8 protein-coding genes and 3 tRNA genes are annotated in these 15,397 nt (G+C 72.0%); 9 read left to right on the plus strand and 2 right to left on the minus strand.

From position 1 onward, the window contains the following. Positions 1 to 115 precede the first annotated feature (115 nt). From AB0M08_RS02955 to AB0M08_RS02965, 3 genes are read left to right on the plus strand one after another with little or no spacing between them, the layout of a single operon-like run. Positions 116 to 2,059 (plus strand): ferric reductase-like transmembrane domain-containing protein, encoded by a 1,944-nt coding sequence (locus tag AB0M08_RS02955; RefSeq protein WP_364487415.1) that lies wholly within the window; start codon positions 116 to 118, stop codon positions 2,057 to 2,059. Between the two features lie 51 nt (positions 2,060 to 2,110). After that, a complete protein-coding gene (locus tag AB0M08_RS02960) occupies positions 2,111 to 2,647 on the plus strand; it encodes an FMN-binding protein (protein ID WP_364487418.1) in 537 nt (178 codons plus the stop codon). 32 nt (positions 2,648 to 2,679) lie between these two features. Then, positions 2,680 to 3,411 carry an FAD:protein FMN transferase gene (locus tag AB0M08_RS02965; RefSeq protein WP_364488014.1) on the plus strand — a complete coding sequence of 244 codons (732 nt, stop codon included), beginning with the start codon at positions 2,680 to 2,682 and terminating at the stop codon, positions 3,409 to 3,411. Here the strand turns inward: AB0M08_RS02965 and AB0M08_RS02970 are convergent. Further along, positions 3,408 to 4,589 (minus strand): GNAT family N-acetyltransferase, encoded by a 1,182-nt coding sequence (locus AB0M08_RS02970; RefSeq protein WP_364487421.1) that lies wholly within the window; start codon positions 4,587 to 4,589, stop codon positions 3,408 to 3,410. The genes AB0M08_RS02965 and AB0M08_RS02970 overlap by 4 nt on opposite strands. A 162-nt stretch (positions 4,590 to 4,751) precedes the next feature. On the opposite strand from AB0M08_RS02970, the gene AB0M08_RS02975 reads away from it, so the two are divergent. The 3 genes from AB0M08_RS02975 to AB0M08_RS02985 all read left to right on the plus strand — a co-directional run bounded on the left by AB0M08_RS02975 (position 4,752) and on the right by AB0M08_RS02985 (position 5,036). After that, positions 4,752 to 4,823: transfer RNA gene (locus AB0M08_RS02975), tRNA-Gly, on the plus strand. Between the two features lie 39 nt (positions 4,824 to 4,862). Continuing rightward, positions 4,863 to 4,933 (plus strand) — tRNA-Cys (locus AB0M08_RS02980). A 31-nt stretch (positions 4,934 to 4,964) separates the two neighbouring features. Next, positions 4,965 to 5,036, plus strand: a tRNA-Val gene (locus tag AB0M08_RS02985). A gap of 571 nt (positions 5,037 to 5,607) precedes the next feature. Here AB0M08_RS02985 and AB0M08_RS02990 read toward each other — a convergent pair. Next, the gene (locus AB0M08_RS02990) at positions 5,608 to 6,027 is read right to left on the minus strand and encodes a hypothetical protein (protein ID WP_364487424.1); all 420 of its coding nucleotides are present in this window, start codon (positions 6,025 to 6,027) and stop codon (positions 5,608 to 5,610) included. A gap of 782 nt (positions 6,028 to 6,809) precedes the next feature. Between AB0M08_RS02990 and AB0M08_RS02995 the strand changes: the two genes are divergently transcribed. The 3 genes from AB0M08_RS02995 (at position 6,810) to AB0M08_RS03005 (ending at position 15,358) form a co-directional block, all read left to right on the plus strand. Continuing rightward, positions 6,810 to 11,480, plus strand: a complete 4,671-nt coding sequence (locus AB0M08_RS02995) for an aminotransferase class I/II-fold pyridoxal phosphate-dependent enzyme (protein WP_364487427.1) — start codon at positions 6,810 to 6,812, stop codon at positions 11,478 to 11,480. Positions 11,481 to 11,525: 45 nt separating this feature from the next. Next, positions 11,526 to 13,781: an MMPL family transporter gene (locus tag AB0M08_RS03000; RefSeq protein WP_364487430.1), complete on the plus strand. Its 2,256-nt coding sequence runs from the start codon at positions 11,526 to 11,528 to the stop codon at positions 13,779 to 13,781. 323 nt (positions 13,782 to 14,104) lie between these two features. Then, positions 14,105 to 15,358 (plus strand): styrene monooxygenase/indole monooxygenase family protein, encoded by a 1,254-nt coding sequence (locus AB0M08_RS03005; protein WP_364487433.1) that lies wholly within the window; start codon positions 14,105 to 14,107, stop codon positions 15,356 to 15,358. Positions 15,359 to 15,397: the final 39 nt, after the last annotated feature.

Genomic DNA, 15,397 nt, shown 5'->3' on the forward strand with positions numbered 1-15,397 from the left:
CGAGGTTGAGCCGAACGACGGCGGTGTGCGTACGCATTCCTGACGGCTCCCACCGGGCCGACACGTCGGCCGCAGGGGTGGCGGGCGCCAGACGACTGCTGAGCAGGTGAGGACGATGGCCATTCCGGCCTTCCAAGACCAGCGAGAGCTGCCGGACGACGACGACGGATACTTCGCCGGGCTGCGCGCGGCCCCGGACACCCGCCCCTCCTGGGACTCCCCGTCCCGTTCCGAGGACCGCCCCTCGTGGGACACGCCGTCGCGGTCCGAGGAGCGCCCTTCCTGGGATGCGCCGTCGCGGTCCGAGGCCCGGCAGGCACGTCCGTCGTGGGACTCCCCGTCGCGATCCGAGGACCGCCCCTCGTGGGACACGCCGTCGCGGTCCGAGGAGCGCCCTTCCTGGGACGCGCCGTCGCGGTCCGAGGCCCGGCGCTCGCGCTCCGAGGAGCGCTCCTCGCGGGAGCAGGACCGCGACGGGGAGTACCGCGAGCGGGAGCGGGAGCGCGACTACGAGGACCGCCCGTCGCGGTCGCAGGCCCGGCCCTCGTGGGACACGCCGTCGCAGGCCGCGCCCCGGCCCTCGTGGGACTCGATGCCGGAATGGCCGCAGAGCGAGCCCGGCCCGCAGGCAGCACCCGCCGACCCGTACCGCCGTGGCGACATCGTCGTCGAGTCGAGCACCTCGCCGACCGGCTGGAAGGTCGGCACCGGCGTACCGGTACCGGACGACCGGCCGCCCGCCGAGGCGACCTCCGGCAACCGGCTGCTCACCGTCCTCCTCTTCTTCTCCGGACTGGCCACCAGCGTCGCGCTCTGGCTCTTCGACACCCAGGCCGGTGCGGTCAACGACACACCCACCGCCATGCTCGCGGTCGGCCGGATCACCGGGCTGATCGGCGGCTACCTGCTCTTCATCCAGCTGCTGATGATGAGCCGGGTGTCCTGGCTGGAGGAGTGGGTCGGCTCGCGGGACCTGCTGCGCTGGCACCGCTGGCTCGGCACCACGCTGCTGATCTCGGTGCTCACCCACATCGTCACCATCGTGTACGGCTACGCGCTGCTGGCGCAGACCGGCGTGGTCGAGCAGGGCTGGACCGTGATCACCACGTTCCCCGAGATGATCAGCGCGACCGTGGCCACCGGGCTGCTGGTGCTGCTCTCGCTCACCTCGATCCGGTTCCTGCGCAACGTGCTGCCGTACGAGCTCTGGCAGCTCATCCACGTGACCGGCTACCTGGTCCTGCTCCTCGGGTACGGCCACCAGATCGCCACCGGTGCCGACCTGAGCGGGACGTTCGCCTCGTACTTCTGGCCCGGCCTCGGCGCGCTCACCCTGGCCGCGCTGGTCTGGGGCCGGATCGTCGAGCCGGTCTGGCTGAACGCCCGGCACCGGTTCACCGTCGCCGAGGTGGTCGGCGAGGGCGCCAACACGTTCTCGATCTACATCGCCGCGAAGCGCCTGGACAAGCTCCCCGCGCAGGCCGGCCAGTTCATGCGGTGGCGGTTCCTGAACGGCAACGGCTGGTGGCAGTCGCACCCGTTCTCGCTCTCCGCCGCCCCGAACCGGGAGTGGCTGCGGCTGACCGTCACGGTCGCCGGCGGCCACACCGCCAAGCTGGGCGAGCTCCGGCCGGGCACGCCGGTCTGGGCGGAGGGCCCGTTCGGCACCTTCACCGCGCAGCGCCGGACCCGCCGCCGGGCCCTGCTGATCGCCGGTGGCAGCGGTATCGCGCCGGTCCGGGCGCTGCTCGAGGACATGCCGGCCGACACCATCGTGATCTACCGGGCCAGCCGCCCGGACGAGCTGGTCTTCCGCGCCGAGCTGGAGGAGCTGGCCGAGGAGCGGGACGCCTGGGTGCGCTACATCGTCGGGTCGCGGACCGACCCGGGCCCGCGGCGGCTCTTCACCCCGGCCGGCCTGCGCGGGCTGGTGCCCGACGTGAACCGCCGGGACGTCTACCTCTGCGGCCCGCCCGGGCTGGTGGAGGCCGCGGTCGGCACCCTCAAGCAGCTCGAGGTGCCGGACAGCCAGCTCCACCTCGACCCGTTCGAGTTCTGACCGTTCCGTTCCCTTGTTCCTCGAAACACCTACGACCTGGGAGATCCCGCCATGCGCCGTAGCACCGCAGCAGCCGTCGGCACCCTCACCGGTGCGGCCCTGATCCTGGGGGTCCGCCTGAGCGTGCAGCCTGTGGCGGCACCCGACGCCGCACCGGCCGCCCAGGAGGTGGTCGACGAGCCGGTGGCCGACGAGACCACCGAACCGGCGGAACCCGAGGACTCCTCCTCGTCGTCCGCCGAGGACGCCGACGCCGAGGATGCCGACGCCGAGGACGCCGGGGACGACGAGGCCGCGGCCGACGACACCGGCCTGGCCAACGGCACCTACAAGGGCAAGGCCGTGCAGAACCCGTACGGCACGGTCCAGGTGACGATCAAGGTCAGCGGCGGCAAGATCAGCGCGGCCGACGCGACGTACCCGAAGAGCGGGTACAGCGCCACGATCAACCCGAACGCGGTCAAGACGCTGGCGCAGGAGACGCTGAGCAAGCAGAGCGCCGACGTGGACGCGGTCTCCGGGGCCACCTTCACCAGCCAGTCGTACGTCACCTCGCTGCAGGCCGCGCTGGACAAGGCGGGAGCGTAGGGTTCCACCTCGTGCGCCACGTCGAACAGGTCATGGGAACCGTCGTCAGCATCGAGATCGTCGATCCGCTGCCCGACACGGTCCTCCGGGAGATGATCGAGTCGACCTGCGCGTGGCTGCACGAGGTGGACGCCCGGTTCAGCACGTACAGGGACGACAGCGAGGTCAGCCGCCTGCGGGCCGGCGCGGTCCGGGCCGAGGAGTGCTCGCCCGACCTGCGGCTGGTCCTGGAGCGCTGCGCCGACCTCTGGCGGACCACCGACGGCTACTTCGACGCGTACGCCGGTGGCGCCCTCGACCCGTCCGGCTACGTGAAGGGCTGGTCGGTCGAGGAGGCGTCGTCCCGGCTGGCCGCGGCGGGCTCGTCGCGGCACTACATCGGCGCGGGCGGCGACATCCGGATGCGCGGTACCGGCCCGTCCGGCGGCCGGTGGCGGGTCGGCGTACGGCATCCGTGGGAGGCCGACAAGCTGGCCTGGGTGCTCGCGCTGACCGACGGCGCGGTGGCGACCTCCGGCACCTACGAGCGTGGCGCCCACGTCTGGAACCCGCGCACCGGTGAACCCGCTACCGGGCTCCGCTCGGTCACGGTGGTCGGCCCGGACCTGGCCGTGGCCGACGCGTACGCCACCGCGGCCCTGGCCATGGGCGAGCCGGGCCTGGCCTGGCTGGCCGGGCTGACCGGCGAGGGCTACGAGTCCGCCGTGGTGACGGAGGACGGGCGGGCCTTCACCTCGGCGGGATTGCCGGTCGCGGTCTCCTAGAATTCCGCGAACATGTACGGGATCCGGCGCGGGAAGAGCGTGCCGAGGGCCTCGACGGCGGGTGCGCCGAGTGTGCCCAGGCCGCGCAGGACGACCTCGACCGGGTCCAGTACGCCGTAGACCAGGGCGCTCAACCCGGCGGCCGTCAGCGTGGCCGCGGGCGTGCCGCCGCCCCGCTGCACGGTCAGCCGTCCGTCGTCCGCGCCGAGCCGCCAGACGCCCCCGATCAGCTCGTCGTCCGCGACCTCGACCGTGAGGCCGCCGGCGCCGACCGGGGTGCCGGCCAGCGCGGGCAGGTCGAGCACGCGGACCATCGGGGCGTTGCTGCCCGGCGAGGCGAGCCGGCCCGTGGTGGTCACCTCCATCTCGGTGGCCCAGAGGTCGGGGATCTCGTCGGCACCGAGGAAGACCTCGACGTGGGAGACCTGGTCGACGTGGCGGGCCAGATATCGCAGAAGCAGGGCGCGTCCCAGCGGGCCGGTGGCGAAGAGGTTCGACGCGAGCAGCTCGCCGCCGAACTCCGTGATGCGGTAGCGCACCGCGCCGACCACCTCGTCGCCGGAGCGGGCGACCGCGAGCCAGAACGGGTCCTCGCGGAACTCGGCGCCGCGCACCTCGTCGAAGACGGCGAACCCGTGCCTCTCCCGGAGGAGACGGTGAGTCAGGGCCTCGTACGCCGGGAACGCCTCTCGCATCGGCGATCGGGTGACCGAACCGGGAAGGTCTCGCCGCAGCAGCTCGGCGAGCCCTTCGGGGGTGAAGCGCGCCTTCCGGACACGGGGGATGCCCACGTAGCCGAAGCGGGCGTAGAAGCCCGGCCGGAACGGGTAGAGCGCGCTCACCGGGCAGCCCTGGTCGCGCATCTGCCGCAGCAGACGGGTCAGCAGCTCCCGGACCAGCCCGCGGCGCCGCGCCGACGGGTGCGAGGCGACCGACGCCACACCGGCCATGTCCCGCACCTCGCCGCGCACGTTCTGTCGCATCGGCAGCGCGGAGGCGCAGGCCAGCGCCGCCCCGCCCTCCTCCGCGACCAGCCCGACGCCGCTCGTGAAATAGCGCATCCGGCTCCGGTAGCGCTCCAGCGCCTCCTCGGGGCTGGGGGAGGCCTCGAACGCGTACGCCTGCAACGGGTACATGACCTCGGGGCGCTCGTCGGCGCTGATCTGCCGGAATTCCATGCACCCATCCAACCCGCGGCGGCCGCCCGGCGCTCGCCATATATTCCGCCCTGTGGACGGGCCGCGTTCACCCAGGTCACGACACGCCGGACCACCCCGGTTTGGCGGTCGGCCCGGTGACCAGCTATGGTTTTGTCCGTCGCCGGGGAAGCCGGACGGCACGCGGACGTGGCGCAGTGGTAGCGCATCACCTTGCCAAGGTGAGGGTCGCGGGTTCGAATCCCGTCGTCCGCTCGGAGCGGCCTTGAACGTTGGTTGAGCCGGGGCCACCTCGGTGGAGTGGCCGAGAGGCGAGGCAACGGCCTGCAAAGCCGTGTACACGGGTTCAAATCCCGTCTCCACCTCGCAAGACTGCTTTGCATGAAGCAGGTACCAGGGCGATTGGCGCAGCGGGAGCGCGCTTCCTTGACACGGAAGAGGTCACTGGTTCGATCCCAGTATCGCCCACGAGTGACGGGACCCTGTGTTCGCGGAAAGCGCGAACCGGGGTCCCTCGTCATGTCTGCTCAGGGGGCCGAGCCCCCTGAAACCCCGCGTTGCGAATTCTTGCGCTTGCGGGATGGGTGCGCGCCTGGGGCTGCGCCCCTTGCCCCCGTTGCGTCACGCGTGGTCCGTGCTCACGATCATGGGCGGCTGGGGCGGCTGGGGCGGGTGGGAATCCGCGATCGCCGGGTGAGTCGTTCTGGCGCCGCTATGGCGGCTGCGCGAGTGCGCGATCGCGGATCGTGCACGCTCACCGCCCCTGGTCACCCTTGATCGGGTGCGGGTGTCGCCCCGCTCGTGTCGTTCGGGTGCGGGTGTCGCCCCGCTTGAGTCGTTTGGGTGCACGTGTTGTTCCGCTTGAGTCGTTTGGGTGCATGTGCTGTTCCGGGGCCGGCGACCGTAGCGCCGCCGTGTGTGGCGTCGGAGGGGGTGAGGGGAAGCGGAGGGGGAGCGGGGGTGATGAGGGTGGGTGAGAGGGGCGTGGGTGGGCCGGTGATCGGGAGTGTGGGATCCGGATCACCGGCCCGGGGGTCGGTCAGCCGATGCCGATGTTGTTGTGGGCGCTGACCGGGGCGTAGCGGGTGTTGCCCCAGAAGGTGGCGTCGTAGCCGTTGACCAGGAGGTTGGCCAGGGAGATGGGCGGCGGGACCGGGCCGTTGTTGCACTCGGCGTAACCGTTGAGGTCCGTGGTGGCCTCGCAGAGCGGGAAACGCTCGCCGGTGGTGACGAACGTGATGATCAGGTTCGGCACCGGGCGGCCGGTGATGGTGATGAACCGGGCCTTGAGGCCGAGGGTCTCCCGGGCGATGACGTCCAGGGTGCCGTAGTACGCGGTGGCGTGGAGCCGTTCCAGGCGGAGGGCGGGGGTCGCCTCGGCCGGGCTGGCGATGGCGGCGGTGGCTAGACCGGCCAGGGCCGCGGCGGCAGCGAACCACCGCTTTGTCGTGTGCTTCATGGCGCATAAAGCTAGGAGATCCGCCGGTTTTTCCCAAAATCGACACACCTGGGGACATGATATTTGCCCCTATCGGGTGGATTTAAAGATATTCATCGGGGAACCGCAACCGGCGGGGTGTCTTCCCCGTTTCGGCCGCGCCGCCCTGGCTGGGAATGGTTAATTCGGCGGTGAAGTGGACGCGGCTCATGACGCTGTTGTTACCGGATCGTTGTGATTAGGTTTCCGTGTTCCTGATATCGAGATATTCGTTCTGCTGGTGCCCTGGAATGGGTAGCGATTAAATTTCGCCGGCCACGCGCGGACCGGTCGGTACGGGCTGTACGTCATGCACGGGTGGGTGATGACCTTTTCGGGGTCTGGTGCCGGTGGCCCGGGGGTGCCTCGGGGCGGGTCCGGGCCGCGATGGTGCACCTTTTGCCTTAGAGAGGGGCTCCCGGCGGTCGCCGGAAAGGGTGCCGGGAACGTGATTGGCTCTCGGAAAACGCGAATGGCGGAGGGCCGTGTCTCGCATGCTGCCGACGTGTCGCCCCGGTCTGACCTGCTTGGGTGACAAGGGCATACACCCGTTGGAGTGACCCTGGGCCATAAGATCACGCGAGCGCCGCCGCGTCGTTCCGTTTTCTGCCGAGGATCTGCGTAGCATCCGTCGCAGCATCCAGGCATCAGTCACGTCTGGATCAGAAAGCGCACTCCGTGGTGATCCAGCGTCGGATTCACCCCGCGTTTTCCCGGCCGCTTTCCGGTTTTTCCGCGAAGGCACGCAAGCATGGGGAACTTCATTGGATATTGCGATCGTCGGCCTTTCATGCCGCTTTCCGGGCGCCCGCGACGTCGTCGAGTTCTGGACGAAGTCCCTGGCCGCAGCCCCGCAATTCAGGCCCGTTCCGGCGAGTCGCTGGAATCACGAGACATTTTTCTCGAAGGATTTCCGGGACACGCACTCCACGTACACCGACCGGGTGGCCTTCCTGGACGACGTGGATCAGTTCGCGGCCCTGCACCACCGGATCCCGCCCCGCCGGGCCAAGGCGATGGACCCGCAGCACCGCCTGCTGGTCGACCTGGCCCGGGAGGCCGTGCAGGACGCGGGCTGGGAACGCCGGGAGTTCGACCGGGCCGGTACCGGCGTCTTCGTGGGGCTGAGCTCGGCCGACTACAAGGACATGACCGGTGCGCGGCTGATCGCCTCGATGCTGGCCGACGGCTCGCTCTCGGCGAACGCGAACGACCCGGAGCTGCTGAGCGCGATCGCCGAGGCGGCCGGCTCGGCGATCGAGTCGCCGCAGTCCTTCTCGATGGCGGGCTCGCTGCTCAACATGGCGCCGTGCACGGTCAGCGAGATCCTCGACCTGGGCGGCCCGTCGTTCGCGGTGGACGCGGCCTGCTCCTCCGCGCTGGTCGCGCTGCACGAGGCGGTCAACCACCTGCGCGCCGGATCGTGCACCTCGGCGCTGGTCGGCGGCGTCTACGTCAACCTGACCCCGTCCGCGCTGGTCGGCTTCTCCCGGGTCGGCGCGCTCTCGCCGAACGGGGTCTGCCGGCCGTTCGACTCGCGGGCCGACGGGTTCGTGCTGGGTGAGGGCGGTTCGCTCGCGCTGCTCCGCCCGCTGGAGGACGCGGTCGCGGCCGGTGACCGGATCTACGCGGTGCTCAACGGGATCGGCACCGCCAACGACGGCAAGGGCGCCGGGCCGATGACCCCGATGGCCGAGGGCCAGGAGAACGCGATGCGGGCCGCGTACCGGGACGCGGGGCTCTTCCCGGGGTCGATCGACTTCCTGGAGGCGCACGGCACCGGGACCACGGTCGGCGACCGGGTCGAGGTGGAGGCGATCCGGCGGCTGCGCGCGGACGGCGCGAACACCGGGCGTCCCTGCTATCTCTCCTCCGGCAAGGCGCTGATCGGGCACACCCTGCCGGCCGCCGGCGCCGCGGGCGTGCTGCGCGCCTCGCTCACGCTGCACCACCGGACCGTGCCGCCGCAGCCGGGTCTCGAGTCGCACCCGGAGCTGCCGCTGGCCGAGGCCGGTCTGACGATCGCCACCGAGCCGCGCGAGCTCCCGGAGGTGCCGGACGACCGCCGCCGCGCCGGGGTCAGCTCGTTCGGCTTCGGCGGGACCAACGTGCACGCGGTGCTGAGTGAGGCCCCGGAGAGCCGGGAGCTGAGCGAGAACGACCCGTGCGCGGAGGAGAAGCCGTGGGTGGTCCTTCTCTCCGCGGGCACGGTCGAACTGCTTTCCGAGTACGCGGACCGTCTCGCGGTCCTGGTCGCCGAGGATCCCGCGATGGTGCCCGCCGCGGTGGCCCGCACGATGGCCAGCCGCCGGCTGCTCACCGCGCGGCTCTCGGTGATGTGCCGGACCCGCGGGGAGCTCTCGGAGCGGCTGGCCGAGGCGGCCCGCGCGCTCGCCGCCGGGGTGCTCGGGCGCCTGGGCCCCGGCATGTACGCGGGCGCCGCCCCGCTCGACGAGGAGCAGCGCCGTCTCGCGTTCCTCTTCCCCGGTCAGGGCTCGCTGCGCGCGGGCGTGCTGCGTGACCTGGTCGCCCGGTTCCCGGCCCTGGCCCGGTACGCCCGGCCGCTCGCGGAACGGGTCGACGAGCGTACCGGCGCGCCGGTCAGCAAGTTGCTCTGCGAGGAGCCCGGGCCGGACGCCGAGGCGGAGGTCGCGGCGACCCGGATCTGCCAGCCCGGCCTCGGCGTGGCGGGCATCTCGATGACCCGGCTGCTCGCCGACTGCGGGGTGAACCCGGAGGTGACCCTCGGGCACAGCGTCGGCGAGCTGGTCGCCGCGGTGGCGGCCGGCGCGCTGCGGCCCGGCGACGGCCTGGAGTTCCTGATCGACCGGGGCGCCGCGGTGACCGCCGGCACGGAGCCGCCGGCCGGGACGATGGCCGCGATCAAGGCCGGCCCGGACGTCTTCGCCGAGCTGACCGCGGGTCTCGACGGGGTCTGGGCGGGCTGCTACAACCACCCGGCGCAGACCGTCGCGAGCGGTCACCGGGCCGCCGTCGATCAGCTGCTGGAGCGCTGCCGGGACCGGGGCGTGCCGGCCGTGCCGCTGCGGGTGTCGCACGCGTTCCATTCGCCGCTGCTCGCCGAGGTCGACCTCCGCGTCGGCCGGTACGCCGCCACTCTGCCGATCTACCCGCCGATCCGGGCCCTGGTCTCCAGCGTCGACCCGGGCGCGCCGGTGGAGCCGGAGAGCCTGCGCGACCTGTGGACCCGCCAGGGCTCCGCGCCGGTGCGCTTCCGCGAGGCGGTGGACGCCGCCGTCGCCGCCGGCGCCCGCCTGCTGGTCCAGGTCTGCGCCGGGGACGCCCTGCTCGGGATGGCCGCGCAGACCCCGTCGGCCACCGGGCTGGAGTCGATCGCGCTGATGCCCGCCGAGCCGGACGAGGGCTACGCGCTCCTCGACGGGCTGGGCCGGCTCGCCGTCGCCGGTGTGCCGGTCGACCTGACGCCCCTCTTCGGCGGGCTGCGGGTGCCGCTGCTGACGCTGCCGCCCACCCCGCTCGCCACCCAGCGCTACACGATCCGCCGTACCTCCCGGGACGGCCGTCCGCCGGCAAAGGCGCCGGTCACGAAGGCCACCGGGAACCAGCCCCGCCCGCCGGAGCCAGCCGTGCTGCGGGCAGCCACCAAGAACGGAGTGCCGACGCCCGTGAACGACGTGATCTCGCTGATGCGTGAGCAACTGTCCATCCTGCGTACGCTGGGAGCGGAGCCGGAGGAGAGCCCGGCCGGCGCCGGGGCCACCGCGCCCGTGTCGCCCGCCGTGGAGAGCCGGCCGCGGCCCGCCGAGCCGGAACGCCCGGCCGGCGCGCACCGTGCCCAGGTGCCGGCCCAGCAGAAGCCGGTCCAGCCGAAGAAGACGCAGCCGGTCGACGCCGACCAGGTCGTGGCGGAGCTCGGCGCGATGGTGGGCCGGATCAGCGCCTACCCGGCCGACATGGTCCGCGCCGGGCACGCGTTCGCCACCGACCTGGGCTTCGACTCGATCATGAGCGCGGAGCTGACCGCGGCGGTCAAACGCCGCTGGCCGGCGCTGCCGTTGAGCGCCGAGGACGTCTTCGGCGTCACCACCGTCGGCGACCTGGCCCGGGTGATCGCGACCGCCCTGGGCGGCGCGCCGGTCCCGGTCAAGTCGGCGGCCGAGCGGGCCCTGCCGGCCCCGGAGCCGGCGCACGCGCCGTCGCTGCCCGCCGGGCCGCGCCTGGACGTACGCCGTCCCGAGGTCACCGACGTGGCCCGGCTGCCCGAGGTGGTGGAGTTCGAGCGGCGCGGCGCGATCCTCGAGCGGGTCCGGGTGGGCAACCCGTACTACCTGCGCCACGAGGGCGTGATCGGCCGGACCACCTCGGTCGAGGGCCGCTCGCTGATCTCCTTCTCCAGCTACAACTACCTGGGCTTCTCCGGTCACCCCGCGGTCGCCGCCGCGATCCGCGAGACCGTCGACCGGTACGGCTCCTCGGTCTCCGCCGCCCGCATCCTCTCCGGCAACCGGCCGCTCCACGACGAGCTGGACCGGGGACTGGCCCGGCTGGTCGGTGCCGAGGACGCGATCACGCTGATCGGCGGGCACGCCACCAACGTCGGGGTGATCGGCCACGTGGTCGGCCCGGACGACCTGATCGTGCACGACGCCCTCGCGCACGACAGCATCCTGCAGGGCTGCCGCCTCTCCGGGGCCAGCCGCCAGCCCTTCCCGCACCAGGACCTGACCGCCCTGGACGCGCTGCTCGGCCAGATCCGCGACCGGTACCGCCGGGTGCTGATCGTGGTCGAGGGCGTGTACAGCATGGACGGTGACATCTGCGACGTCCCGGCGCTGATCGCGCTGAAGAAGAAGCACGGCGCGCTGCTGATGATCGACGAGGCGCACAGCATCGGCGTGCTGGGCGAGCACGGCGGCGGCGTCGGCGAGTACTTCGGCGTCGACCGCAACGAGGTCGACATCTGGATGGGCACCCTCTCCAAGTCGCTGGCGAGCTGCGGTGGGTACGTGGCCGGCCGGGCCGAGCTGATCGAGTACCTGCGCTACACGCTGCCGGGCTACATCTTCAGCGCCGGCATGAGCCCGGCGAACGCCGCCGCGGCCCTGACCTCGCTCCGGCTGCTGCGCGAGGAGCCGCAGCGGCTGGCCGCCCTGCGCGCGAACTCGGCGCGCTTCCTGAAGCTCGCCCAGGAGGCCGGTATCGACACCGGGACCAGCGGCGGGACGCCGGTCATCCCGTGCATCACCGGCGACTCGGTGAAGGCGCTGCGGCTCTCCGACACGCTGCTGAACAACGGGGTGAGCGCCAACCCGATCCTCTACCCCGCGGTCAAGGAGAGCCTCGCCCGCCTCCGGTTCTTCATCACCGCCGAGCACACCGCGAAGGACATCGAGACCACCGTCGGCCTGGTCGCCAAGCACCTGGACACGGCGGCCGTCCCGCAGCCGGCCTGACTCACCGACCGATCGGCGGCTGCGCCCGATCAGATTGCGCCTGACATGACCTCTGTGACACCCCGCCCGGTACGGACCGGCCGTCACCACCTGGTGGCGGCCGGGCCGGCGCCCGGTGCGGTCGTACGGCTCGTCACCCGCTTCCCGAAGCTCGTGCTGCTCACCGCCCTGCTGATGGCCGTCCTGGCGATCGCGTTCAGCGGCGACGTGGTCAGCGCGCTGAAGACGGGCGGCTTCGACGACCCGGCCTCGGACTCGGTACGCGGCCGCGCCGTGCTCGCCCAGCACTTCCGCTCCGCCGACCCGAACCTCGTCGTCCTGATCGAGAAGCCGGGTGGCACGGTCGACGACACGGACACGCGTACCGTCGCCCAGCGGGTGATCCAGCGGCTGGACAGCACCACCGGGATCACCGTCGCGGGCTCGTACTGGACCGACCGGCTGCCGCAGCTGGCGAACCGGGCCCGGGACAAGGGCATGATCCTGGCCCGGGTGGACGGCGACGAGGACCAGGCCGCCGACCGGACCGCGGCGCTGCACCGCGAACTGGCCGACGACTCCGGGCCGGTCCGGGTCTCGTTCGGCGGCCTGACCCAGATCAACAACGACATGAACGACCAGGTCACCAAGGACCTGGCCACCGCCGAGTCGATCGCCATCCCGATCACGCTGGTGCTGCTCCTGCTGGTCTTCGGCACGGTGTGGGCGGCCGGGGCGCCGCTGCTGATCGGCATCTTCGCGATCGTCACCACGCTGGGCACGCTGCGGCTGCTGGCGGCGATCACCGAGGTGTCGATCTTCTCGGTCAACATGGTGACGGCGCTCGGGCTCGGTCTCGCCGTCGACTACAGCCTGCTCTTCGTGTCCCGGTACCGCGAGCAGCGCGCCGAGACCGGCGGGCTGGGCGCGGCACTGGACGCGACCATGCGCACGGCGGGCCGGACCATCCTGTTCAGCGCGGCCACCGTGGCGGTCGCGCTGCTCAGCCTGCTGGTCTTCCCGCAGTACTTCCTCCGGTCGTTCGCGTTCGCCGGGATCGCCGTCGTGATCACCACGGCCGCCGCGGCGCTGCTCGTCCTCCCGGCGCTGCTGGTGCTGATCGGCGACCGGATCGACAGGTGGTCGCTGTGGCGGCGCCGCCCGGGTGGCACCGGCGGCGAGCGGTCGGTCGCGTTCTGGCGCCGGTTCGCCGCGTTCGTGCTGCGCCGCCCGGTGCTGACCGCGCTGCCGGTGGTGCTGGTGCTGCTCGCGCTCGCCTCGCCGTTCACGCACGTCAAGTTCGGGGTGGCGGACGACCGGGTGCTGCCCCGGGACGCGGAGAGCCGGGTGGTCGCGGACGCGGTGCGCCGGGAGTTCACCGACACCGGCAGCGGTGCCACCGTGATCGTGGCCCCGCGGTGGGGTAGCGGTCCGGACGCCGCGGTACGGGTGGCGGACTACGCCGCGCGGGTCTCCCGCCTGCCCGGGGTCACCCGGGTGGACAGCATGGTCGGGTCGTACCAGGACGGTGTGATCGTGATGGCCACCGGGAAGCCGGACCCGCGGTTCACGGCGGGCGACGCGACCTACCTCTCGGTGGTCAGCGACGTGGAGCCGTACTCCGGCGAGGGTGCGGCGCTGGCCCGCGCGGTGCGTGCGGTGCCGGTGCCTGCCGGGGTTCCGGTGCTGGTCACCGGTCCGCCGGCGCAGTTGGTGGACATCACCGGCTCGATCGGTGACCGGTTGCCGTTCGCCCTGGCGCTGATCGCCTGCACCACGTTCGTGCTGCTCTTCCTGCTGACCGGGAGCGTGCTGCTGCCGGTCAAGGCGCTGCTGTTGAACACCCTGACGATGGGCTCGGTCTTCGGCGTGGCGGTCTGGGTCTTCCAGGACGGCCACCTGTCGGGCCTGCTCGGGCAGACCGGGGCGCCGCTCGCGGTGGCCATCCCGGTGCTGCTCTTCTGCGTGGCGTTCGGGCTGTCGATGGACTACGAGGTGTTCGTGCTCTCCCGGGTCATCGAGCGCCATGAGCAGGGCGCCGACCTGCACACCGCGGTGGTCGACGGCCTCTCCCGCAGCGTCCGGGTGATCAGCGCGGCCGCGGCGATCCTCTCGGTCTCGTTCCTGGCGATGCTCACCTCGGGGGTCTCGCTGATCCAGTTCTTCGGTCTCTGCGCGAGCCTGTCGATCATCCTGGACGCGCTCCTGATCCGCCCGGTGCTGGTCCCGGCCTTCATGCGGGCGGCCGGTCGGTGGAACTGGTGGGCGCCGCGATCGCTGCGGGCCCTGCACGCCCGGATCGGACTGCGCGAGAACGGCTGATCGATTTCGCTCTCCACCCTTCCCCCGTGACTTCAAGATCGAATGAAGTCGCGGGGGAATTTCATTTTCATTAACGTACGCTAAGGGGGGTGGAATTTGCCCGAAAAATCAGCACACAATGCGCGTCTGTCGTGATCACTTAACGCGATACACCCGTAGCTCATAGCCATAACCCCCGCTTGGCATGTACGTTCATCGCTGCATGGACGCTGATCTTTTTGCGTCTGGTCGGCTGTGGCAAGGGGGCGGCAACCGACACTAATCCTTCGGATCAGCGGCTTTCGAAACGCCATCGCAACGGCACAGTCACCACGGGAGGAACGTTGCGCAAGATCCTTATTGTCGGGGCCGGTCAGGCCGGTCTCCAACTCGGTCTGAGTCTGCGCGCCGAGGGCTACGACGTGACCATCGCCTCGCCCCGGACGGCGGAGGAGATCCGGTCCGGCGGCATCACCTCGACCCAGGTGCTCTTCGGCCCGGCGCTCGCCACCGAGCGGGCCTACGGCCTCGACCACTGGGCGGAGAGCGCGCCGGGGATCCGCGGCCTGCGCCTCTCCCTCGCCGCCCCGCCCGGCACCCTCGCCCTGGCGCTCAACGGCGAACTCGACGAGACGGCCAGCTCCGTCGACCAGCGGATCGCGTTCGCCCGCTGGCTCACCGACGCGCAGGACCAGGGCATCGAGGTGATCCACCAGCCGGTCACCCCGGCCGAGCTGGACACCTGGACCGCCGAGGGCCGCTACGACCTGGTCGTCGTCGCGGCCGGCAAGGGCGACCTGACCGGCCTCTTCACCCGGGACGCGGCGCGCTCGCCGTACGCGGAACCTCAGCGCGGCCTGGCCGTCGCCTACGTCCACGGGCTCGCCCCGGACCCGGCCTTCCCGGAGACGCACGTCGGGTTCAACGCGATACCCGGCCTCGGCGAGCTCTTCGTCATCCCGCTGCTCACCCTCAGCGGCCCGGCCCACGCGCTCTTCTGGGAGGCGGTGCCGGGCGGCCCGCTGGACCGCTGGGCGTCCGGCCCGTCCGCGACCCCCGCCGAGCACCTGGCCGTCACCCTGGAGCTGGCCCGGGAGTACCTGCCCTGGGTCCACGAGCGCACCGCGGGGGTCGAGCTCGCCGACGCCCGTGCCACGCTCAGCGGCCGCTACACGCCGACGGTCCGCCACCCGGTCGCCCACCTGCCCGGCGGCGGTTTCGTCCTCGGCCTCGGCGACGTCCTGATCGCCAACGACCCGATCACCGGCCAGGGCAGCAACACCGCCGCGAAGGCCGCGGCCCACTACCTGCGCGCCATCCTCGACCACGGCGACCGCCCCTTCGACGCGGAGTGGGCCACCGCCACGTTCGAGACCTTCTGGTCCGCCCACGGCGAGATCGTCACCGGCTGGACCAACGCCATGCTCCAGCCCCTCCCGCCCCACATCCAGCAGATCCTCGGCGCTGCCGCGTCCCTGCCCCCGGTCGCCCGCCGTTTCGCCAACGGTTTCGCCGACCCCAACGACTTCGCGTCCTGGCTCCTGGACCCGTCCAGCGCCGAGGCCTACCTGACGGAGGTCGCCACCGCCGCCGCCTGATCACCCTCGCTTCGGACGGTGCCGGCAAGCCCGGCACCG

It is taken from the genome of Actinoplanes sp. NPDC051851 (genome assembly GCF_040681165.1).
GTDB lineage: Bacteria > Actinomycetota > Actinomycetes > Mycobacteriales > Micromonosporaceae > Actinoplanes.